16 protein-coding genes and 1 pseudogene are annotated in these 22,785 nt (G+C 44.6%); 14 read left to right on the top strand and 3 right to left on the bottom strand.

Annotation, left to right across the window (positions count from 1 at the left end; translation table 11 throughout):
• The first annotated feature begins 62 nt into the window (after positions 1–62).
• From AC0J2X_RS07915 to AC0J2X_RS07950, 8 genes and pseudogenes are all read left to right on the top strand, one after another.
• Positions 63–1,109 (top strand): DUF2157 domain-containing protein, encoded by a 1,047-nt coding sequence (locus AC0J2X_RS07915; protein ID WP_069944294.1) that lies wholly within the window; start codon positions 63–65, stop codon positions 1,107–1,109.
• Between the two features lie 100 nt (positions 1,110–1,209).
• A complete protein-coding gene (locus AC0J2X_RS07920; protein ID WP_254666640.1) occupies positions 1,210–1,923 on the top strand; it encodes a DUF4328 domain-containing protein in 714 nt (237 codons plus the stop codon).
• Between the two features lie 267 nt (positions 1,924–2,190).
• Positions 2,191–3,906, top strand: coding sequence for an OFA family MFS transporter (locus AC0J2X_RS07925; protein ID WP_069944296.1), 1,716 nt, complete (start codon positions 2,191–2,193; stop codon positions 3,904–3,906).
• A 127-nt stretch (positions 3,907–4,033) separates the two neighbouring features.
• Positions 4,034–5,080: a succinylglutamate desuccinylase/aspartoacylase family protein gene (locus AC0J2X_RS07930; RefSeq protein WP_231513071.1), complete on the top strand. Its 1,047-nt coding sequence runs from the start codon at positions 4,034–4,036 to the stop codon at positions 5,078–5,080.
• 95 nt (positions 5,081–5,175) lie between these two features.
• Complete coding sequence (locus AC0J2X_RS07935; RefSeq protein ID WP_197040339.1) at positions 5,176–5,352, top strand: hypothetical protein; 177 nt, start codon at positions 5,176–5,178, stop codon at positions 5,350–5,352.
• A gap of 100 nt (positions 5,353–5,452) precedes the next feature.
• Positions 5,453–6,146 (top strand): annotated as a pseudogene (locus tag AC0J2X_RS07940) (TonB family protein).
• 9 nt (positions 6,147–6,155) lie between these two features.
• Positions 6,156–6,758 (top strand): RNA polymerase sigma factor, encoded by a 603-nt coding sequence (locus tag AC0J2X_RS07945; RefSeq protein WP_472995931.1) that lies wholly within the window; start codon positions 6,156–6,158, stop codon positions 6,756–6,758.
• Positions 6,759–6,760: 2 nt separating this feature from the next.
• On the top strand, positions 6,761–7,429 hold the full coding sequence (locus AC0J2X_RS07950; protein WP_171337087.1) for a hypothetical protein: 669 nt from the start codon (positions 6,761–6,763) through the stop codon (positions 7,427–7,429).
• 93 nt (positions 7,430–7,522) lie between these two features.
• Here the strand turns inward: AC0J2X_RS07950 and cdd are convergent, their stop codons facing one another.
• Positions 7,523–7,930 carry a cytidine deaminase gene (cdd, locus tag AC0J2X_RS07955; RefSeq protein WP_039220705.1) on the bottom strand — a complete coding sequence of 136 codons (408 nt, stop codon included), beginning with the start codon at positions 7,928–7,930 and terminating at the stop codon, positions 7,523–7,525.
• A gap of 135 nt (positions 7,931–8,065) precedes the next feature.
• Here cdd and nlpI point away from each other — a divergent pair, with 135 nt between their 5' ends.
• Positions 8,066–8,968 carry a lipoprotein NlpI gene (gene nlpI, locus AC0J2X_RS07960; RefSeq protein ID WP_014949420.1) on the top strand — a complete coding sequence of 301 codons (903 nt, stop codon included), beginning with the start codon at positions 8,066–8,068 and terminating at the stop codon, positions 8,966–8,968.
• A 12-nt stretch (positions 8,969–8,980) separates the two neighbouring features.
• The gene (locus AC0J2X_RS07965) at positions 8,981–10,645 is read left to right on the top strand and encodes an SEL1-like repeat protein (RefSeq protein ID WP_156078329.1); all 1,665 of its coding nucleotides are present in this window, start codon (positions 8,981–8,983) and stop codon (positions 10,643–10,645) included.
• A 35-nt stretch (positions 10,646–10,680) separates the two neighbouring features.
• Here the strand turns inward: AC0J2X_RS07965 and cysZ are convergent, their stop codons facing one another.
• The gene (gene cysZ / locus AC0J2X_RS07970) at positions 10,681–11,418 is read right to left on the bottom strand and encodes a sulfate transporter CysZ (RefSeq protein ID WP_014979262.1); all 738 of its coding nucleotides are present in this window, start codon (positions 11,416–11,418) and stop codon (positions 10,681–10,683) included.
• A 262-nt stretch (positions 11,419–11,680) separates the two neighbouring features.
• On the opposite strand from cysZ, the gene smc reads away from it, so the two are divergent.
• The 3 genes from smc to ligA all read left to right on the top strand — a co-directional run bounded on the left by smc (position 11,681) and on the right by ligA (position 19,158).
• The gene (smc, locus tag AC0J2X_RS07975) at positions 11,681–15,232 is read left to right on the top strand and encodes a chromosome segregation protein SMC (RefSeq protein WP_342317591.1); all 3,552 of its coding nucleotides are present in this window, start codon (positions 11,681–11,683) and stop codon (positions 15,230–15,232) included.
• A gap of 20 nt (positions 15,233–15,252) precedes the next feature.
• Complete coding sequence (gene zipA, locus AC0J2X_RS07980) at positions 15,253–16,830, top strand: cell division protein ZipA (protein WP_472995932.1); 1,578 nt, start codon at positions 15,253–15,255, stop codon at positions 16,828–16,830.
• A 291-nt stretch (positions 16,831–17,121) separates the two neighbouring features.
• Positions 17,122–19,158, top strand: coding sequence for an NAD-dependent DNA ligase LigA (ligA, locus tag AC0J2X_RS07985; protein WP_061094954.1), 2,037 nt, complete (start codon positions 17,122–17,124; stop codon positions 19,156–19,158).
• A 224-nt stretch (positions 19,159–19,382) separates the two neighbouring features.
• On the opposite strand, the gene AC0J2X_RS07990 is transcribed toward ligA, so the two are convergent.
• Positions 19,383–19,910, bottom strand: a complete 528-nt coding sequence (locus AC0J2X_RS07990) for a DUF2062 domain-containing protein (protein ID WP_278344444.1) — start codon at positions 19,908–19,910, stop codon at positions 19,383–19,385.
• Between the two features lie 210 nt (positions 19,911–20,120).
• Between AC0J2X_RS07990 and AC0J2X_RS07995 the strand changes: the two genes are divergently transcribed.
• Positions 20,121–22,715 (top strand): DNA internalization-related competence protein ComEC/Rec2, encoded by a 2,595-nt coding sequence (locus AC0J2X_RS07995; protein ID WP_278344445.1) that lies wholly within the window; start codon positions 20,121–20,123, stop codon positions 22,713–22,715.
• Positions 22,716–22,785 lie beyond the last annotated feature (70 nt).

Genomic DNA, 22,785 nt, shown 5'->3' on the forward strand with positions numbered 1-22,785 from the left:
TTTTTACCCATAACAAAGTAAAGTAATAATCTTCAGCTCTTCAAGCTTATTTAGAGAAGTACATGGAAGTATCTAAATCCAGTATTCAAAAAGCAGTAGCTAACAATATCATCTCCGAGCAACAGGGCATTGCTCTGTACAATTTCTTTCAAGAAGAAAATCAGCATACTCCCTCTTTTACCTTCACCCATATTCTGTATTACTTAGGTGGCCTTATTGCAATTGGCGCCATGACTCTATTTATGAATTTAGGCTGGGAGCAATTTGGTGGTGCCGGCATCGTATTTATCTCTATGCTTTATGCTGGCGTGGGCTTAAAGCTTGCCAATTCCTTTGCGCGTAAGCATTTAATAATACCAGCAGGGATCTGTGCCACGTTCGTAGTTTGTTTAACGCCAATTGCTATCTACGGTGCGCAGCAATGGCTAGGGCTATGGCCCGACGACAATACGGTTTTTCGCCAGTTTCACCACCGCATTAAATGGCTATGGTTATATATGGAACTTGGAACGCTAGTAACTGGACTTATCGTAGCATGGCGATATAAATACCCGTTCTTAATAATGCCGATTGCGGTAACGCTCTGGTATATCAGTATGGACGCTGTGATGCTCATTATTGACCATGAGGACTTATGGAACAGCTACACGTGGCAATTCCGAGCACTTGTGTCGATGTACTTTGGCGCGTTGATGACGCTATTGGCGTTCTGGGTGGACATAAGAGCACGGAACACAGCAGATTACGCGTTTTGGCTTTATCTTTTCGGCGTTTTAGCGTTTTGGGGCGGCCTTACCAGTCAAGATTCAGACAGCGAACTGTCTAAGTTTATCTATTTCTGTATAAACCTTGCCATGATTGGCGCTGGTGCTCTGTTGGTTCGACGTGTATTTGTTATATTTGGTGCTTTGGGATGCTGTTTATATTTAGGTCATCTTGCTTCTACCGTTTTTGAAGATAGTTGGCTTTTCCCTGTAGCGCTATCAGCGATCGGTTTAGGCGTCGTATATTCGGGAATTTGGTGGCAAAAGAATGAGGCTCGCATAACAAAGAGTGCGCAAGCGATACTGCCGAAAGCGCTACAGGAACTATTAGCTAATAAAGCTTAGTTCACCTAGGCAGTAAATAAACCAGTAACTAACTCAATACAGATAACAATTAATAAAAGATAACGCTTACGCAGTAGTAAGGGGAAAGAGGTAAATGGAGATGTCGGAAAATAACGTAGAATTTAAGGAGCCTGGTCGCCTCACTACGTGGATAAAGTATTTATTGTACGTACAGGTGGCTTTAGCGCTTATAGCCATTGGTTCCAACTTAATGGAGTATCAACTTCTAACAGATTTTCAAAATGGCGTTTATTTCAATCAAGAAATGGCCGTTGCAGACGCTGAGTCCAATGACAAAAGGCAGCAGATAATTGCTTTTTCGTATTTGGCGGTGTTTATCATTTCCGGCATCTTAATTCTTAAATGGATTTATCAGTCAAACCAAAATGCGCGTTATTTAGGCGCTAAAGATATGACGTTTACACCTGCTTGGTCGATAGGTTTCTATTTCATTCCTATTGTGTCGTTATGGAAACCTTATCAAGCGATGAAAGAGATTTGGCAAGCCAGCCAAAACCCTAACAATTGGCACTTAGAAAAAGCAGGCCCTATTTTAGGCATATGGTGGTTTTTCTGGATCGCCAACAGTGTGGTTGGACAGGTCGTTTTTCGTATGTCCAGAAGGGCGCAAGAAATCTCCGAAATAATGAATGTTAATCTGATTTCGCAGGTTTCTGAGGTCCTATCCATTCCACTAGCCATAGTTACTTGGTTATTGATTAACAACATCTCTAACATGCAAAAAGCACAGATTGAAAGTGACGTGGAAAAAGCAGAAACTGCAGAAGATTCAGATTTACAACCCGCAAAATAGTAGTATCCATTTCGCTTGTTGCTCTGCCACAAAGGTAGAGCAACTGTCTTTATAAGACTAAAGTCTTACTCTATATGTAAACATTAAGTAAAAATTAAGTTGCGCGACAGTGTCGTTATACTTAAGTATAACAAAAGGTCAGGATAACGCTGGCTTACGTACACATCTTCGTTTCTATACCTTTGATTTAATACAATAATGGGAGCCATACACCCCCAGTAATAAAGCGGCATAGAAACGCGCACAATACATGTAGGGGAAAAATGTATGTCAACTTCAGGAACGGGGGCGCTTGCTTTCTTACGCAAAGAAAACATTGTCGCACCAGATGGCTATAACCGCTGGCGGGTTCCGCCAGCATCTATCGCAATCCACCTTTGTATCGGGTCTGTTTATGCGTGGTCAGTTTTCAACACGCCGCTAACTCGAGACTTGGGCGTTGTTGCGTCTTCTGCTAACGATTGGAGTTTATCTTCGGTTGTTTGGATCTTCTCAGTGGCTATTGTTTGCCTTGGTTTAGCTGCCGCATTTGCGGGTAAATGGCTAGAGAAAGTAGGGCCTCGTTTTGTAGGCGTGGTTGCGGCTTTTTTGTGGGGCGGTGGTTTTATTGTTGGTTCGATAGGTATCTCTACCCATCAACTGTGGCTGCTGTACTTGGGCTACGGCGTACTCGGCGGCTTCGGGCTTGGGCTCGGTTATGTTTCACCAGTCTCAACACTCATACGGTGGTTTCCCGATCGACGAGGTATGGCAACAGGTCTCGCAATTATGGGTTTTGGTGGAGGTGCAATGATAGGCGCTCCTCTTATTAGTGCACTGCTTGAAACTTTTCAAAGAGCGCCAGAATACTTAGGTGCAGAAAACATGGTTGCGCTGGTTACCGAAGAAGGGCGTCGTTTTGCAGAGACGGCAGCTGGAAAAGTAGAAGTGGTTATTGCCTCTGCAAATCAAGCAGCCTCGTTCGGTGGCGAAGCCGGTGTTTATGTCGTTGGTACGGGCGAAACTGGTGCGGCATCGACTTTCCTTACTCTTGGTATCGCTTATTTTATTGTAATGATGTTTGCGTCTTTCCAGTATCGCGTACCGAAAGAGGAGTGGAAACCAGAGGGTTGGCAGCCTAAACCTGAAGCATCATCGAAAGGAATGGTATCGAAAAATCACGTCCATATTGATCAAGCCCTTAAAACACCTCAATTTTGGTTGCTTTGGATAGTACTATGTTTCAATGTTACCGCGGGTATTGGCGTTATTGGCGTAGCGAAGACCATGATCAATGAGATCTTTGGAAACTTAGCTATTGTTACCGCAGGTTTTGCAGGTACCTATGTATTGATGATCTCGGTGTTTAACATGGTAGGGCGCTTCTTTTGGGCTTCTACGTCTGATTATATTGGCAGAAAGAATACCTACCACTGCTTTTTCGTAATAGGTACGCTGCTTTACTTGTCTATCCCTTTTTGGGCTGGAATGGGGAACACCACCGCGTTAATTGGGTTCTACATTGCAACAATGATAATTTTCACAATGTATGGCGGTGGCTTTGCAACTATTCCTGCATACTTGGCAGATTTGTTTGGTACCTTACATGTAGGCGGCATTCACGGCCGATTGCTAACAGCATGGTCTACTGCCGGCGTATTAGGGCCATTCGCTATTACTTATTTGCGCAATATGTCAGTAGAGAATGCAATTGCCGATTTAGCGGCAAAAGTCGACCCTGCCGCGTTTGCAAGTAAGTTTGGTGCGCCAATGGCTGACTTGCAAAAATTGGTAGAAGCTAAAACGGTAACGGTTGCACGTTTGCTGGAAATTGCGCCAGCCGGAACGGTAGACCCAACCTCTACGCTCTACAATACCACTATGTATGCAATGGCTGGGTTATTGGTATTGGCATTTATTGCTAACTTACTTGTAAAACCTGTGCGAGAGAAGCATCACGTAGAGAATACGCACCCCGAACTGGAGCCCGCGCGAGCAAGCTAATTTACCAATCGAGAATACCCGCTTTATAGCGGGTATTTTTTTGCAAAGGTGTTTTAAAATACTCTTTATTGATTAAGTTGAAACGTTCTGGCTTACTAGTGCGCTATTTTCTCATGAGTTGTCAGCTATGCTATTTAAGAAGAATCCTCTTGCTTCCATTGTTGTTTCCCTATGCTGTGCGTTTAGCCTCAATGTTAGTGCAAATGCGCCGTATGAATTAATGGGGGTGACAACAAAAACGGGGGAGAAAACGTCATATCTTGCTAAAGAAAGCAACATAACCTTGCCAGTGACGGTTATTAACGGAAAAAGTGACGGTCCTGTATTGTTGCTTACCGCTGGTATTCATGGCGATGAGTTTCCATCTATGTATGCGTTGCAGCAACTACAGCAAAGCATTGATCCTAAAGAGATGAGCGGTGTGTTGGTTGTGTTGCACTTGGCAAACTTAGATGGGTTTCACGCAAATAGAATCGCGTTGAACCCTAAAGATGAGAAAAACCTAAATCGGGAATTCCCAGGGAGCGTTGATGGCACACCAACAGAACAGATTGCGGAGCTGCTAACCAGAGAGTTTATCGGCAAAACAGATTTCTTGATCGACATGCATTCTGGTAGCGCAAACCAAACGTTGCTAAATCATGTGTATTCTCCTTTTGTGGGCGACGAAGAACTTGATGCGTTAACATTTGAATTTGCCAAAGCCACGGGCATGCAGCATATCGTTATGTATGGCGACCGCCCAAGAGATCCCAACAATTCAATTTCATACCCTAACACAGCGATGACGAGAGGAAAGCCGGGACTAACGACTGAAATTGGGCATTTGGCACAGACAGATGAAGAATCGGTAGCAAAAGCGCTAGATGTGGCTAAAAACGCCATGTATTTTTTGAAAATGCTGCCAGAGACGCCAAAGCAGCACCCCGAGCCAGTTATCTATGAAACAATCAAATATCCAAAGAGCTCAAAAAACGGGTTCTTCAAAGCTTCTGTGGTGATAGGCGATAAAGTAAAGACAGGACAGGATGTAGGTGCGGTCACGGACTATTTTGGAAATCTCGTTGAAACCATTAAATCGCCCGTTGATGGCACGGTTATGATGGTTAATCAAATGCCAGCCATCAAAGACGGACAGTCTGTTATGGCTATTGGTGTTGAAGTTTCTGAATAACTAAGCTGGTGGCGTAGTTACAGTGGTGATCTAATTAACCTACTCAAACAAATAAATGTTAAAGTTATTTCACGAAATTGTGATTAGGGAATGATATGGACTTTCTTTTTAATGTTTTGATTTGGGTGGGCGTTGTTATTTTTGCCATATTTTTTATTGGATTTATGGCCGCTGCTAAGCTGAATAAACGCCAAGAAGAAAACCGCGCCAATCAGACGTCTGCAGAGCCTATTCGTGAAGGCGAAAAGCCGAGTAACCAAAATAAAAGTTAACCTTTCGAACATTGTAAAACGTCAACGTTAAATAAAAACGTTCACATTTATTCACCCCTTTATATCAGTTCCCCCGTTTAGTGAAAAAAGGGGGAACATTATGCAAACAACAATTTTACCAAACGCCAACCCAAAGCACTTAACACACCAAAGTGTACTACCGTTTGAAAAAGCGCCTTTCGCTAAACGTGCTTTAAACGCAGCCACAATTGCTATAGCTGGATGTACCGTTACGGCAGGGCTTTTCGTATTAATGGCAGAGCTCATTAAGCAAGACAAAGTAAACATAAGCGAAGCCCCACCGGTGTTCTTTGAGCCGATCATTTACCAACCTGAAGACGAACGGACCATCACTAAAAAACCAATGGTGCCAATTGAGCAGGTAATTAAAACGCCACCTCAAAAAGTTATCGAGATTGACCCTGAGCCCAATGAAGGCCCAGGCGGCTTTGAGATAAAAACGCACATACCTAATACGGGGTTAGATTTGTCGATTAACTTGAACAGTGCGCAAGGTGATATGCAAGCCACACCCCAATTTAGGGTAGACCCCCACTTATCCACCTGAGGCCAGTCGCGACGGTATTGAAGGCTGGGTAAAGTTAGGGTTTACGATAAGTGCTAGTGGCTCAGTGTCTGATATTACAGTACTAGATTCAGAGCCCAAGCGCGTGTTCGATAGAGCTGCGCGCAGAGCGCTTAAAAAATGGAAGTACAAACCCAAGCTGAATGACGGTAAACCTGTTAGTCAATCAGGTATGGTTGTAGTATTAGATTTCAAATTAGAACAATAAGGACTGCCTATGAGTATAGGCGCAAGCTTGCAATGCCTGTTTCAAGGCAAGCGCGAAAAAGTGCTGGGAGTCAGCGAAAGGCTGATGCTGCGGTACAGCGCAAAAGGTGATGAAGCATCGTTAGCCGCGCTGTTTGACTTACACAGCCATAAGCTATTTTATTTTTTGAAGGTGTTAAGTGATAGCACTGTTGCAGAAGATATGTGTCAGCGCACTTGGATTAAGGTTATCGAAAATCGTCACTTATTTAAAAGCGGCGATAATTTTCAGGCTTGGCTTTTCACTATTGGTAGGCGAACGCTTATTGATGAATTCAGAAAAAACGCCAAGCTTGAATTTAACAACGAGGCAGTTGAGTCGTTTTCGTTAAGCGAGTTACTTAAAAATGCACAGTCTTCGGTAGAGGATGACGTAGCAAAAGGGATAGAAAAAGACATGTTTAAGGCATGTATTCAGCAGTTACCCTACAAACAGAAAGAGGCGCTTTCGCTACAGTTTGAAGGTTTTTCGTTAGCGGAAATCGCCACTATTTGCGGCGCTGAAAAAGAAACGATTAAAACCCGGATACGTTATGCCAAAGACAGCCTTAAAACCATGCTGGAGAAACTGTAATCATGTCTACATCAGATAAAGAGCTACAAGATGCGTTCAAACGCAGCCAGCAGGTACAAAAGCAAAATGATGGAATGAGTGAAAAGGCTAATGCTCGAATTCGTGAAAGGGTTCTCGCGTACAACAAGGCAATAGAAAGTGATAGTGGAATAAAACGCGTATTTGCTGCTACGGCTGCTAATATTCGAGCGTACTTCGCTTCTTCAACCTTACGTTTCACGGCTGTGGCATTTGCTATTGTCGCAATGTTGGGCGTTTACAACATAGGAACATTTCAACGTAACCATTCGTCGCCATTACAGACGGCAGCACACCGTGTAGACATTGTTCAATATCACGGATTCGAAGGGGAAGATAAGCTGCTAGCTGGTAAAGCCGGTACTGATTATAAAGCGCGATTTAATGCCTATACTCAACAATATCTTGAAAGCAATTTAGTCGCTAGAGCGGTTACGTTAGAGCCAGCCACGCTTACGGCGCAAAATGGGTATTGGCTCTTGGTGAGCTGCAAAAATCAGCAAGTTGTGGTTTCTGAAAACCTTATCGCATCATTAAATATTAACGGTCGCATAGAAGGGGATATCAATATTGGCACGCATGTAGCGCTGGCCTTTGATGCGCAAGGAAGAATACTTTCAATTAAACAGTCGAGTAAGCCGTTGATGTGCTGATTTATAGGGTGTTTAGCTGGATGCGTTCGTAAACGAGGTAAAGGCGGTGAAACTCGCTCGAGCCTCGATTACGAACAGTATTTTAGGAATGACTTATTTGTCTAAATCGTGTGCTCTAAAGGCATTTGGAAGTAACTCACCAATGGTGGTTTCGAATGTCTCGCCGTTTTGACTTACCATGGTAACGGGAGTTTCATCTGGGGCAAATTCAGCAATTTTCTGTCTGCATCCACCGCACGGAAAGCAAAACTCGTCGTTCGGGCTCGCAATAACGATATGCGAAATACGTTTTTGTCCCTGTGTGACCATATTGCCAATAGCTGTGGCTTCAGCGCATTGTCCTAATGGAAAAGCAGCACTTTCTACATTACAACCAGAGAAGGTTTCTCCACTTGGAGTAAGCACCGCAGCACCAACTTTAAAGTTGGAATAAGGTGAGTGTGAGTTTTTCTGTGCGTCAAAAGCAAGTTGTGATAGTTGTTCTAAATTATTTTTCTTCATAGCTACCTGTGTTAACCACCCAATACGCTTTACTTTTATCATCAAATGCGAGAAGGTTGGCGGCATTAGCGCCGCAACAAGCGTATACTTAATACTCAGGCGGTTTTTTCTTTTTTTATAGAATGCTTTTTTACCATGTGCAGAAACGTTAGTCTCATCTTTTTTTCTCTATTCGCTGCTATTTTAACCGGTTGTGCGCAAACACCACCTGTTTCAGAAAGACCACAAATGGGAAACCTGCTTTTAGCCGAACCTGCGCCCATTAATCCTCGTTCCGAAATGGCTATTGCTCGTTACAATCAGGTGCTTACCAGCCCTGCGTTATCAGATGAAGACAAAGCTGAACTGCACTTTCAACGAGGCATGTTGTACGACAGCGTGGGCCTATCGGGCTTAGCGCAGTTTGATTACACCCAAGCCATTAATTTAAAGCCAGATTTGGCTGAAGCCTATAATTCTATGGGTATTCACTATATTCAGCAGAACGACTTTATTCAGGCTTACGACGCATTCGACTCTACACTGGAAATTAACCCAGAGTATGATTTCGCGTTCCTAAATCGCGGTATTGCGCTTTATTACGGTGGGCGCGCCGAACTCGCGACCAACGATCTAAACCGCTTTTTTGAAAAAGATGATAGCGATCCATTTCGCGCTCTGTGGGCGTACTTTGCGCATCACGACGTGTCAGAGCTTGAAGGACAAAAATACTTGGCTTCTATTCGACCAACGCTGGACAACCAGCACTGGGCTACTACGCTGGTGGACTTGTTTTTAGGTACTGTTGATGAGAACGATGTACTTAACTCATTGTTAGACGGTGTGAAAAGCCAAAAAGCGTTAACAGACAGGTTGTGTGAAGCGTATTTTTACTTAGGTAAATTTCATACCCAGCGCGGAAACAGCGGTATTGCATCAAATTACTTCAAGCTTGCATTAAGCACCAATGTATTTGATTACGTTGAACACCGCTACGCACGAATGGAACTTAACCGTTTGCGTGAACTAGCTAGCAGCGATCTGGTTAGCGAAGAGTAAGCAGCAAGCGTTATGCGAGGCTTATTTTTAGCAGTGTTCGCACTGCTCATAGTTGCGGGCGATAGCGGACGCTATGTCCCGCAACTAATTGCTAATGCAAGCAAGGTACTTACGCCGGCAAGCCTAGTGTCAGATAGCGACCCAACTGAAAAGGCGAGCTCTGCTTCAGTAAATGCTGCCGACGGCATGGAACAGGACAGCACAGAATCTTCTCCCGACGCTCAAACTTCGGCTAATACCGAACGTTTCAATTATTCTAACTATCACCTTAAGCATGATGCACTAGCGCTACTTTGGTTAGCTGCAAAGCAGGGCAGTGAAAATGCACAGGCACGCTTGCTCGGTGAATTTGAGCGTGCGTATAACGCAGGCTTCATTGCTACTGACTATATTGATGAAACCACTGCAATCTATTTTCTAGAGAAGCTAGTTAATCTTGAAAACGCAGACGCTGCATGGCTGCTATATCAAATATTAGGTGAAGAAGGTGCGTCACAGCGCTTTATGCGCTTAGCAGCGCTCGGCGAGGTCGCAGAAGCACAGCTTGCGTTTGCAATGTCTACTGATTCGCCAGAAAAACGTGAGAAGTGGCTAGTACGCGCGGCTTCACAAAACTACGTACCCGCACAGGCCGCATTGGCCGATTGGTATCTTCTACACGGGCAGCAACAATTAGCGAAACCGCTTCTCGCAGCAACAGCAACCTTAGACATGCAAAGCGCATTTAAATACGCTCGCCTTCTGTGGGACGAAGGGGAGTTTTCTGAGGCCAAGCAGCATTTTAGCTTTGCCGCGAAGAAAGGGCATCTTCAAGCGGAAAAAGCCTTAGAGGCCATCAATCTCTACACGCCGTATTCTATACAGCAAGCACTAAAGCAGTCTCCTTCATTTAACTGGGAGAATGAAGGGAAATGCCTTCAGCGTATTCAGCCTTTTGCTACCAGTTTAGCTACTATCATGCGTGCTCACAGTCTTTATAACTCATTCAATGACGACAAGCGCCTGCAGAACCTTTCTATTTGCCTGGCCCCGCCTATTTGGCTTAAACCCGATGTACTAAGCTGCGATCCGGATTATAAGAACGCTGGGATCTTAGGCTGTAGTATTACTCCTTTGGCAAGCATTGCGAAAAAGCAGAAATTTAGTCATGCAGTAGTAGTGGCAGAGCAGGGTAAGGCAAATGTTCAAAACGGCGTAATGTACTTAGACATCAGTGACGCTTATTCAGTGTTTGTTCATGAGCTAGCGCACTTCGCAGGCTTCGCTGACGAATATCCTATTGGCAAGGGCATGGCGAATAGGCTGTGCGATGAAGATGGAATAAACGATTTTGCACCACCAAACCTAATCGTAGATTCTGAGTACTGGTATGCACCTCACAAAACGGTTGAAAATTGGCTAGAGATAGATCCTGCAACCATTATTGCACGGGCCAAAACGTGCACCGTATTGGGGGAAAACAGCTATAAGCCCAGCCGCAGAATTACCTTTATGGAACATCACGATAGCGGCGTGATCCCGCCTTTATATTTGGTACTGTGGCAGCAGCAGCTGGAAAAACAAAATGCCCAGCGACCTATTTCAATGAATTTCTTCCAGGCGTTCCACAATAGCGGCAACCAAAAAGAAGCCGCACACTGGTTAGCTGAATACGAAGCGTTTACTGGTGGCAAATAACCATAGCTGTCATTACTAAAACAATACACTCGCCACTATTTAGCGAGTGTATCTTTAAGCTCTCTTACCCACATAGACGTTGCACCACAAATTGCTACGGGCATAACGATAAAGTTAACCACGGGAATAAGTGAGAATATATTCACCATCATTCCGAACGTCATCGCTTTCCCTTTGTGTTCGCCAAGGTGCAGGCGCATGCGCGTAAAATCTATTTTGTGGTTGTCGTATGGGTAATCGCAGTACTGAATTGCCATCATCCAGGCGTTAAATAAGAACCACAAGACTTGCCCAATAATGGGCAGAAAAAAGAACAATAACAAAAATCCAATAGCGCGAGGTAGATACCAAACCAGCTTGGTGAGTTCGCGCCCTACAGTTCTAGGAATGTCTTTAACTAAAGACATCACGCCCTCGTCACCTAAATCTTGACCCGTTAAATGACGCTCAACCTTTTCTGATAGAACGCCATTAAACGGCGCTGCAATCCAGTTTGCCAGTGTGCCAAAGATCAGTGCGAAAATGAGCAATACGCTGATGACTGCGAGGGGCCACAAGAAAAAGCTGATCGCTGTTTTTATCCAGCCTAACCATTCAGGTACAAGATCAATCACATAAGCGATACCCATTTCTATTTGGCCAAACAAGAAGTAAAAAGCCACAGAAAAAAGCACTAAGTTTATTGTTAGGGGTACAAAAACAAAACGCTTTAATCCTTTGGTTTTTATAAGCGAAAAGCCTTCAAAGAAATAATGTACACCGCCTGAACTCATTCGTACTCCTTCGCGTTTAAAACGCTGTGTTTGTTAACTATCTGTTCTATCATACGCGCTTGGCGTATTCTCTGCCTAACTCAGTGAAATGGTAATTGTTACAAGCTGTTAGATTTGGTAGAGTCGAAGCATAATAACAAAAGAATCTTCCGTGTGATTGCATCATTTCTACATCAACTGCTATTTCAGCCGATGGTTAGCTGGTTTCTGGCTAATATCAAGGCGATACCGCGTGCAGCTTTGTGTTTAAGAGGGATGATGTGTGAGGCTTAAAAAGATTAAGCTCGCGGGTTTCAAGTCCTTTGTTGAGCCAACTACTATTCCATTCCCCGGCGAAATGACCGCCATCGTAGGCCCTAACGGCTGCGGCAAGTCGAATGTCATTGATGCTGTACGTTGGGTTTTAGGTGAAAGTTCTGCCAAAAACTTACGCGGCGATGCAATGACCGACGTGATTTTTAATGGCTCTTCGTCTCGTAAGCCAGTGGGTCAATGTAGCGTTGAACTTGTTTTTGACAACAGTGCAGGGCGGATAGCGGGTGAATTTGCCAACTACAATGAGCTGTCTGTTAAACGCTTAGTTACACGGGACGCCACCTCTACCTATTTTCTAAACGGCACTAAATGTCGCCGGCGTGATGTCACCGATCTATTTTTAGGAACAGGGCTGGGCCCCCGGTCTTACGCCATCATTGAGCAAGGTATGATCTCGCGGCTTATTGAATCTAAGCCACAGGATTTGCGTGTATTCATAGAAGAAGCCGCGGGTATCTCAAAGTACAAAGAGCGCCGCAGAGAGACAGAAAACCGTATAAGGCACACGCAAGATAACCTTGAACGCTTGAATGATGTGCGCGATGAATTAGGCAAGCAGCTCGAAAAATTACAGCGTCAGGCTGCTGCGGCTACTCGTTACAAAACGCTACGTGCACAAGCCAGAGAGCTAAAAGGCCAGTTAGCAGCCCTTCGTTTTCTAAAAAACAGTGAACATATTGAAGCGCTGCAAAAACAGCAGCAAGCACTGCAGTTAGAAGTTGACGACTTAGTGGCTCGACTACAGGGCGATGAAGCGGGGCTTGAGTCGTACAAAACCAAGCAGCTGGAAACAAAACAAACGATAGATGATCTTCAGCAGCAGCTGTTTACTACCAGTAACGCAATAACACGACTAGAGCAAAATGCGCTGCACGCAAAACAACGCAAAGGGCAGGTAGAGCAAGAGTTAGCACGAATTAGCGAGCAACACGAATTGCTTAACCACTCTATTGATGAGGCACAGGAAGCGCTTGCGGTATCAAACGAGGCGCTTGAAAACATTGAGCCTGAATTTGCCCTTAAGGAAGCAGAGTTAGAGCATGCCAAAGAGCGTTTTGAAGACGCTGAACAAGCGCTAAGAGAATTTAACGCACAAGCGCGAGCGCAAGAACAAACCTACAATCAACTTCGTCAGAATGTTCAGCAATGCCATAGCCAAATTCAGTCAACGATGAGCATGCAGTTACGCACTTCTCAGCGTATCAGCGAACTACAAGACGAGCTAAAACAGCTAGATGAAGAAGATTTTGCCAGTCAGATAACACTTTTAGAAGAGCAATGTAGCGAACTCTATTTTGACATTGATGAAGCTAAGCAATTACTTCAAGAGTCCAATCAAAAGGTGTCGCAGCAACAAGGCGAAGTCAACGCTATAGAAGCGAAGCGCCGTGATACCCAGGGCCAGTTACAAACTGCACTGTCCACAAAAGCTGCGCTAGAAGCGCTTCAACAAGATGCCTCAAATAATGAAGACGTTACGTTAGACGGGATTGAAAAGCTGTGGCAGCAGTTTAGCTCTAACCAAACTCTTGCACCTTGTGTAGAATCGATTTTACAACACGCAAAAGACCCCGTTGTTGCCAAAAGCCATGACATACAGGCACTGCTTCAAAACCACGCTTATTTGCCAAGCGGCATTAAAGTGTTTACCGATAAGGCGTTTGTAAGCACTGCCAAATCGGGTTCACTAGCACACGCTCTATTAACTGAATCTAGCACAAATGAATCGTCAACACAGCGTGTTCCCGCATTTTTTGATGACATTTACCTTTGTAGCAACGATGACGAACTTGCGGAAACGATTGAAAGTGCTTTTAACAATGAAGATGAACCTGAACCTGAACCTGAACCTGAACCTGAAGCTATTGCCAAGGAGTTTACTAGCGCAATCTCGCCTTCAGGGTTGTGGGCAAGCTCGCAGTGGGTAGTGAAACCTGGCGAAGCAAGCGACGGTGCTTTGCAGCGGGCGAACAAAATTAAGGGGCTGGTAGACAGCATTGAAGAAACTGAAAGCCTTATAGATGAGATTGAGCATTCAGTAGAGTGTGCCAAACAGGCACTTGAACAGAGTGAAGCGCAAAAGCAGGCTATTCAGAGCGCCTTAAGTGAAAAAGAAAACCAGCGCGCACAGCTTAAAAATAAACTTTCTTTGCTTGAAATGCAGCAAGAGCAACAGTCAACACGCACTGCCAAACTTAATGACGAGTTAGCAAAGCAAGAGTTAATGTTAGCGAAAGAAGAAGAGCAACTAGCCCAACTTTCGGAAAAATTAGAGCTTCAAGAGGCACAAATTCTTGAACACGAAGTGCACATTGACGATGTGAACGCTAAGCGTGATGCAAATGAGCGAACTACGTCAGAGTTGCGCGCGTTAGTTGATACATTAACATCGCAAAAACATGAGCTTGCACTTAAGAAGCAGCAACTAGAGAACCACCAGAATTTATATAGTCAACAGGTTACGCGTAACATTCAGCAGCGTGAAGAGTACATAAAAAACAAAGAAAGATTACAAACAGAACTTACACAGCTTACGTCTCCTGAAGAAATTCAAGAAGCAGAGCTACAGTCGTTGTTGGAAAACAAAGCTGAATTAGAACAGCTGAAAAGTGCTAAGCAAAGTAGTCTTGAAGATATAGAACAATGGTTACGAGAAGCCGAAAAAGGGCATCAAGCTTTAGGTAAAGATATTCAAACGCGACAGACAAACATCGATAAACTCAACATTGATATTGAAGGGTATCGGGTACGTGCGAATACGATTTTAGAACAGCTTGATGAAACGCAGCAGTCGCTGAAGAACATTCTAGAAACCTTACCCGAAGATGCCGAAGAGAAACGCTGGCAAGAAGACCTTGAAAAAACGCAGGCTAATTTGCAGCGTTTAGGTGCAGTGAACTTAGCTGCGGTTGAAGAATATGAAACCCAGTCGGAAAGAAAGTCGCATTTAGATACACAGCATAACGACCTGACCGAAGCCTTGGAAACGCTACAATCGGCCATTCGGAAGATTGATAAAGAAACCCGCACGCGCTTTTCTACTACCTTTGAACAGGTTAATGAAGACCTTAAAATGTTATTTCCCAAAGTGTTTGGTGGCGGCTCGGCATATCTTGCGCTTACCGATGACGATTTGTTGGAAACTGGGGTGACGATAATGGCTCGCCCCCCTGGTAAGAAAAATAGTACGATTCACCTCTTAAGCGGTGGAGAAAAAGCATTAACCGCTTTATCATTGGTGTTTGCTATTTTCAGATTAAATCCGGCACCATTTTGTTTGCTGGATGAAGTAGATGCACCATTGGATGATGCAAATGTAGGGCGCTTTTGTAACTTAGTGTCAGAAATGTCACAAACAGTGCAGTTTATTTATATCACCCACAATAAAATAGCGATGGAAATGGCCAGTCACCTAACCGGTGTTACCATGGCGGAACCAGGAGTTTCGCGTATGGTGGCGGTAGATGTAGACGAAGCTGTAGCCTTCGCAGAAGCATAACAAAGGGCGAAAGAAATTAAATGGAAGATCAATTACGTCTATTTTTACTCCTTGGAGGCACGGTTTTTATCATCGCAGTGCTTGCCCATGGTATTTGGAAAATTCGTAAAAACAGTAAGCCTTCGGAAAAAGAGCGCTTAGAGCCCCGTCAGTGGCAAGATGATGACAACGATTTCGAGTCCGACGAGCAAGAAGGCTTTGACGAGCTTGGCATTGGCGCGGTGCGCGTGGTTAGCAAAACACAAAACCAAGAGCATGAGGCTGCAAGCAACGTATCGACGAATACGGCAAAAAGCCCTGCGCATTACGATATCAATGAAAAACATGCTTACAGCAGCGAAGAAGCTGATGACGAGGATAGCTTGTCTCAACATGCCACGTCAAAAGAGCAGGGTGATGGAAAAGAGGGCGCACACGGTGAGCATGCGGGTAAACGCCCAAGCAGCGTTGGTAATTCAGCTATGCCGTCTGACGGGAAAGAAGAAGCTGAGAAAGCACCAAAGCTCTATGGCTCTGTGGTTACGAATCCGAAGCCACACATGAAAGGGCAAGCTCGTCCCGATGGCCCATCAACAAAAGGTGCTAACAGAGGCGACGAAAACCTTGCCGCGTTCCCTGAACCTCCAGGCTTCTTACTTCGTGAAGGCGAAGAGCAAGAGGAAACGTCTTTAGCGTCGCATGCTCAGCGTGAAGAAAGCGAACAGCCAAATACTCCAAGTAATCAAGAGAGAGCGGATAACGCGCAATCGCATGACCCAATTCAGAGTCAGGCGAGCGGTCATCAAGAAATAGGACGTGCAGAGCCAGTTCGTCCTGCACAGAAGTTTTATATCGACCCAACGCTGGAGGAAGAGCCTGAAACAGTGCAGCCGCCGGCTAAAAACGAAAGAGAAGTTGCTGATTTCAGTTTAGATGCACCCGAAGAGTCTGTTTCATCCAGCGATGCTCATGAAGAAAATGAACAGCCGCGACGTTTTGCACGTAACAAACGAAGCAAAACGCCAGTGAGAAGACGTGAAGAGCCGAATTTTGGTGACGATCAAATGCGTATTGATTTTGACACCAGCGAAGCAGCTAGCGCTGATTTTGGCGATGAAAGCTTTAGTGCTAATGAGTCAGGCAATGATGGTGCTGGAAGTACATCAAAGACCGCTAAGTCGTCGATCGAACCCGAGGTTTTAGTATTAAATGTAAGAACGCCAGAAGGCGAGCCCATTTCAGGCGCTGCACTATTACCTATGCTATTAACATTAGGGTTTAAATTTGGCGATCAAGACATCTTCCACCGCCACGTAAATTCAAATGGCAAAGGGCCAGTATTGTTTAGCCTTGCTAACATGTTTAAGCCTGGGGTTTTCGATATTGATAACCTAGAGAACTTTGAAACCCAAGGTATTTCGCTGTTTATGATATTGCCTATTGAGGGTGACCCTCATCAAGTGTTTAACATGATGCACAATGCAGCCCGCAAATTGGCAGATGAGTTCGGCGCACAAGTACTTGATGGACGCCGAAGCGTATTAACGAAGCAGGGCTTACAGCAATACGTCGAGAAAATTCGTGAGTTCGAGCGCAAGCGTATGATTGCGCGCAGCTAGCGTTAATTTATCACTTGCGCCTCAATCTTGTGGATTATTCATGTAGGTGCAAAAACAAAAAAGGACTTGGCTCATACCCAGGTCCTTTTCTGTTGATTAGGGTCTATTGATCCTTGATGTATAACAAGGGCTAGCAAGCCATAGCATTGTAGCGTGGCTGTACGTTTCACAACCTGACTGAAATAGGCCAGGTTTTTGCAGCCCATTTGGAACATACAGCGGCTTGGGCGAATAGGCCTTGGCAACGAATTGTAATACTTTTAACTATTTAAACGGCGTGACAACAACTCCATGTCAGATTCTTTAGAACAAGCAAAGCAACAAATAGCAACACTTCGCAACACACTTAATGAGTACAACTATCAGTACTATGTGATGGATGACCCTTCGGTTCCTGATGCAGTATATGATAGAGATATGCAGGCGCTTATTGCGCTAGAAAAACAATATCCTACGCTTCAAAGCCCGAATTCTCCCAGTCAAAAAGTAGGGGGCGCAGCGTTATCGGCCTTTGAACAAGTTACCCATGATGTTCCTATGCTGTCGCTGGATAACGCCTTTGATGAAGAATCACTGCTTGCCTTCGAAAAACGTTTAAAAGACAGACTAAAAGATTCGGCAACGTTAGATTTTAGCTGCGAACCCAAGCTAGATGGTTTAGCGGTAAGTATTCTGTATGAAAATGGCGAATTAGTGCGTGCTGCCACCCGTGGTGACGGCCAGGTAGGCGAGAATATCACGGCTAACGTGCGTACCATTTCTAATGTGCCGTTAACGCTTCGTGGTGAGCATTATCCTGAGCGCGTAGAAGTGCGCGGTGAAGTGTTTATGCCTCGTGAGGGCTTTGCAAAACTCAACGAACACCAAAAAGAAACGGGGGGTAAGGTTTTTGCCAACCCTCGTAATGCTGCGGCCGGTAGTTTACGACAGTTAGACTCTAAAATTACGGCCAAGCGCCCGCTGATGTTTTATGCTTATTCGCTAGGCGTAGTGCAACCTGAAAGTTTTGAATTACCCACAACACACAGCGAGCGCCTTAAGCAATTAGGTAATTGGGGGCTGCCGCTGTGCCCTGATATCGACACCGCCGAGGGCGGTAAAGGCTGCTTGGCGTACTACAACCACATTTTGGAAAAGCGCGATAGTTTGCCGTATGACATTGACGGCGTTGTGTTTAAGGTTAACCGTATTGACCTGCAAAATGCCCTTGGCTTTGTGGCTCGAGCGCCTCGCTGGGCGATTGCGCAGAAGTTTCCTGCACAAGAAGAAGTGACTAAGTTACTGGACGTTGAGTTTCAAGTAGGAAGGACTGGTGCAATCACGCCGGTTGCCCGTTTGGAGCCTGTATTTGTGGGTGGAGTAACTGTGTCGAATGCTACACTTCACAACCAAGACGAAATTTCGAGATTAGGCGTTAAAGTTGGCGACACCGTGGTAATTCGACGTGCGGGTGACGTAATTCCTCAAGTGGTATCTGTGGTAGAAGCTAATCGCACAGGTAGCGAAACTGACATTACCTTCCCAAGCCAATGCCCAGTGTGTGACTCGCAGGTTGAGAAACTAGAAGACGAAGCGGTTGCCCGTTGCACCGGTGGATTAATTTGTGCAGCACAACGCAAGCAGGCGCTTAAGCATTTTGCTTCGCGTAAAGCATTCGATATTGATGGTCTGGGCGACAAGTTAGTCGATCAGTTAGTTGACGCTGATCTTGTGCACAGTCCCGCCGACTTTTTCACGCTTTCGTTAGGCGATGTTGTTGGGCTAGAGCGCATGGCTGAAAAGTCTGCCAGTAAGCTACTGGCATCGCTTGAAGCTTCAAAGCAAACCACGCTTGCCAAGTTTCTTTATGCGTTGGGGATCCGTGAGGTTGGCGAGGCTACTGCGGCAAACTTGGCTGCGCACTTCGAAACTTTGGAGGCGATTCGCGAAGCGTCACTTGAAGCCTTGGTTGAAGTCCAAGACGTAGGTGAAGTGGTGGCTACCCACATTTTCAACTTCTTTAACGAATCACATAATACCGATGTTATTGATGCGCTGTTAAAAGAAGGAATTAACTGGCCAGCTATCGAAAAGCCAGATTCGGATAATTTGCCTCTTGAAGGTAAAACCTGCGTTATTACCGGTACGCTTAGTGAAATGGGGCGGTCTGATGCGAAAGCCCGTCTGCAGTTACTTGGTGCTAAAGTGGCAGGTTCTGTAAGTAAGAATACCGACTTCCTAGTTGCAGGAGAAAAAGCGGGTTCCAAATTAACTAAAGCACAAGAGCTAGATGTGGAGGTATGGGACGAAGCTGCGCTTATCGCTTTTTTATCAGAGCATGAAAAGTAGCCTGTCTGGCTTAAATTCAATAAGAGCGCTCGGCGTAATGGTTTTCTTGAATAGATTAACGCCGAACTCATATTGATCGTTACCAATAAAAAACGCCACTTCTATGAAGTGGCGTTTTTTGTAATTCTTGCTCTGTCTTTTACGGCGTATTTTGTACTGAACGTTGTAAGGGGCTTGAGAAAAGGTAAATATTTCTACAAACACTCAAGTGTAGGGCTCTCACGCTAGTGGGCTTCTTGATTCCGCATTTGTCTGCGTCTTTTCCAGGCTTTTTTCACTTGAAAGCGCCAAACCCAGTTCAAAGAGAAATAACCCGCTAGTCCAAACACAACCGAGCAAATTCCACACCCGACTAAAAATGCAGGGCCAATGGTATTAATGCTTTCTACAACCCACTGCCAACTAAACTGAAATTCAAAATGCTCAGGCTTGGTCCCAAGTACAGTAGTACCAACCTTGTATGCCCCATAAAATATAGGCGGAATAGTAAAAGGGTTAGTCACCCAAACAGTTGCAACAGATAAGGGCAGGTTTGCGCGAAATGGAATAGCTAAACCGGCAGAAAGCCACATTTGAAAGGGTACCGGCCAAAACGCGAAAAATAAACCTATGCCAAATGCACCAGATGCAGAACGACGGTTTAAGTGCCAAAGATTGGGCTCGTGCAATACGCTACCAAAAATTTTTAAAGCTTTGTTTTGCTTAATGCTTTGGTGATCTGGCAAAAAACGTCGGATAAATTTCTTAGGCATAAATATCAATGCATCTCGAAAATAAAATCAAAAAAGACAGAAAAAATAACAGTAAACGGAATTGCGCAACATGAATTTGCACCACCCACATTCACTCACTGTCAATTGCTACGTGAAAACATGGTCAATCGTATCACAATTTGCTTAAGCTGTTTTTGCGCTAGCGCAATAAGTGCAGTTTTCTGGCAAATACTTCCAAGTACTCACAGCATGGCATTGATGATTGCCATTTTAATAATATCTGTGACTATCATTATATTCATTTCGACGACAAAACCCGCTGAACATCATGCATTTCCAGAGGTGCTGCTATGTTGGGCAGTGAGCGGACTGCTGTCTGGAGTACTTTGGGTGGCGAGTGTAGGGCATTTTTACTACGCTTGGCAACTGCCCCAAGGGAAAATTCAACAAGATGTCACAATTTCAGGTCGAGTTGTGTCGGGGGGATGTATCTTCGGCACTGCTAGCGTGCCGGATGCGGCTTATCAGTATGTTGTCGCTATTGAGTCTGTCAACCGTGAAAGCACAGCGACATTTCTAGACAACGGTATACTTTCCCCCTTGCCTAAGCGTGTTTTAACTAGCACGTTTAATTTCAAAGCTCGTCTTACTCACCAACGTTATGAATTCCCAAATGATCGAAAAAGCAAAGGCTTAGACAATAAGAAAATTGCATATGCTCAACAGGGAACTAAAGGCGTGCGGCCTCAATCGGTTTCTCCGTCCCAGGTGAAATTAAATTGTTTGCACAACGGCGATACCTTCACCGCAATTGTAAAACTTAAACCTGCATACGGTACAGCTAATCCTGTTGGAGCTAGCCGACAACAGCAGTTGGTTAGCCAATTTATTCATGCAATTGGCTATATCAAGTCGATAGAGCACGATAAAACAAAGCATAATCACTCAGTGCGTTATGAACTTGCTACAACATTGCAGAAGCTAGACCTTGTTCATGAAAAATGGTGGCGCGCATTGCTGCTAGGGGATAAAACGGGCTTCACGTTGGGTGATTGGACGCTGTTACAACGCACCGGCACTGGGCACATGTTTAGTATATCAGGCATGCATCTATCACTTATCGCTGGGGTCTGCTTATTGTTTTTTAACCCCGTTATATTTTTACTCACGCATGTTACAGGCCTATTAGGCAGAGCGAAATATTGGTTAGTACGTTCAGCCTCCATCAACTATCCGGCAACAGGTCGAAAGAACAGAGAACAGCAAATAAGTAAGATGTTTCAAACCAGCGCGCCCATTAGAGCCTCTGTGCTTTGTGTGCTTATCGCTGCTTGTTTTTGTTACGCGTTGCTTAGTGGAAGCGCATTGCCAGTTGTGCGTGCGCTGATACTGGTAACTATGGGGTGCGTGCTGTCTCTCTCTCGACATGCATGGCGGCCAGTAAATGTTGCGCTCACAATGCTTACTTCGAGTTTGTTGCTGTTTCCTCTCTCTATATTAAGCGCTAGCTTTTACTTGAGCATAGGGGCTGTACTGTGCATTTGGTTTTTAGTTGTTGTTTGGGGGCTACAGCGAGTACCTTGGTATGTGTCTTTGTTTAAACTACAAGTAGCGCTTACCGTAATAATGATGCCGCTAACCCTAATATGGTTTGGTAACGCCAGTTTTATTGCAGTTGTTACTAACTTAATCGCCTTGCCCGTAATAACGTTACTTTTACCTATTTGTTTAATTTCGTTGCTGGTCATTCACTTTGTTGAGTTTAGTTTCTCACAACAAATTACGGGCATGCTTATGCATTACAGTGATGCGTGTTTAGGGTATTTGTTATCGCTTTTGAACGTTCTTAGTCAGTTTTCTGGGAGCGCTATCAATTTTTACGTAAGTAGTGGTGCGGCACTTTGTCTAATTGTCGCTTTTTTTATTTTTCTTTTGCCAACATGGCGGTACAAAGCTATCTGCGTAGCGCTTCTCTTGCTCCCATCGCTAAGCATTTTTCAAAAGTGGTTACCTACCAATGAATCGGCATGGGCGCTGCATGTATTTGATGCGGGCCAGGCCAGTGCTATTGCAGTGACTGCGGGAGGTCGGGCTATGATTATTGATTCTGGCGCTCAGTTTAATGGCAATGCTCATACTGCAACGAAACACCTGTTACCTTTTTTGGAAAGTAGGCATATTTCAAATATAGATGTTGTAGTTCATACGCATAGTGACAACGATCATGCAGGAGGCGCATTAGCCATTGAACAACACGCCTTAGCTAAAAAAGCCACTTTCTATACACCAACATTAGGTTGTGAGCGAGGAAAGCGTATACGCTGGCAGAATTTAACAATCAATTTTCTATGGCCGCCAAATGGCAACAAAGAAGACAACAATGCCATGTCGTGTGTGGTTAAAATAACAAGCGACGCTGGTAGCGTGTTAATTCCTGGTGACATTGAGAAAACAAGTGAGTACGCGTTGATAACCCGTGAAAGCATGGATGGTTTTTCAGAGGGGGCTTCAGTGGATACTTTAGCGAGTTCTACAAATCTAACTGCCGACATTCTTATTGCGCCGCATCACGGAAGCAAAACGTCTTCTACTAATGTTTTTATAGAACACGTTGCACCAAAAGCTGTGATCTTTACGCAAGGTTACGAGAATCGATGGCAGTTTCCTGCGTATGTTGTGGCTAAACGTTACGAGCGTTTGGGCGTAACGCAATATTTAACAAGCTATCACGGATATATAAGCGCAACCTTCGATAAGAATTCTTTCCATATAGATTCCCAACGTGGAACGTTGAACAAACGCTGGTATTTACCAGGCATTACACCGCGACACCTCAAAGACTAAGTAATATCGCCAAATGACAGAAATATTAGCTTGTAACGAAACGAAGATGTACACGAATACCTTTAAATAG

The organism is Alteromonas sp. R7, assembly GCF_055755235.1.

Excerpts from the sequence above, each read along its gene's own strand:
- zipA (WP_472995932.1), top strand. The coding sequence starts at position 15,253 with ATGGAAGATCAATTACGTCTATTTTTACTCCTTGGAGGCACGGTTTTT.
- AC0J2X_RS07915 (WP_069944294.1), top strand. The coding sequence starts at position 63 with ATGGAAGTATCTAAATCCAGTATTCAAAAAGCAGTAGCTAACAATATC.
- AC0J2X_RS07965 (WP_156078329.1), top strand. The coding sequence starts at position 8,981 with ATGCGAGGCTTATTTTTAGCAGTGTTCGCACTGCTCATAGTTGCGGGC.
- AC0J2X_RS07935 (WP_197040339.1), top strand. The coding sequence starts at position 5,176 with ATGGACTTTCTTTTTAATGTTTTGATTTGGGTGGGCGTTGTTATTTTT.
- AC0J2X_RS07920 (WP_254666640.1), top strand. The coding sequence starts at position 1,210 with ATGTCGGAAAATAACGTAGAATTTAAGGAGCCTGGTCGCCTCACTACG.
- AC0J2X_RS07925 (WP_069944296.1), top strand. The coding sequence starts at position 2,191 with ATGTCAACTTCAGGAACGGGGGCGCTTGCTTTCTTACGCAAAGAAAAC.
- AC0J2X_RS07945 (WP_472995931.1), top strand. The coding sequence starts at position 6,156 with ATGAGTATAGGCGCAAGCTTGCAATGCCTGTTTCAAGGCAAGCGCGAA.
- AC0J2X_RS07930 (WP_231513071.1), top strand. The coding sequence starts at position 4,034 with ATGCTATTTAAGAAGAATCCTCTTGCTTCCATTGTTGTTTCCCTATGC.
- cysZ (WP_014979262.1), bottom strand. The coding sequence starts at position 11,418 with ATGAGTTCAGGCGGTGTACATTATTTCTTTGAAGGCTTTTCGCTTATA.
- AC0J2X_RS07995 (WP_278344445.1), top strand. The coding sequence starts at position 20,121 with ATGGCATTGATGATTGCCATTTTAATAATATCTGTGACTATCATTATA.
- nlpI (WP_014949420.1), top strand. The coding sequence starts at position 8,066 with ATGTGCAGAAACGTTAGTCTCATCTTTTTTTCTCTATTCGCTGCTATT.
- ligA (WP_061094954.1), top strand. The coding sequence starts at position 17,122 with ATGTCAGATTCTTTAGAACAAGCAAAGCAACAAATAGCAACACTTCGC.
- AC0J2X_RS07950 (WP_171337087.1), top strand. The coding sequence starts at position 6,761 with ATGTCTACATCAGATAAAGAGCTACAAGATGCGTTCAAACGCAGCCAG.
- AC0J2X_RS07990 (WP_278344444.1), bottom strand. The coding sequence starts at position 19,910 with ATGCCTAAGAAATTTATCCGACGTTTTTTGCCAGATCACCAAAGCATT.
- cdd (WP_039220705.1), bottom strand. The coding sequence starts at position 7,930 with ATGAAGAAAAATAATTTAGAACAACTATCACAACTTGCTTTTGACGCA.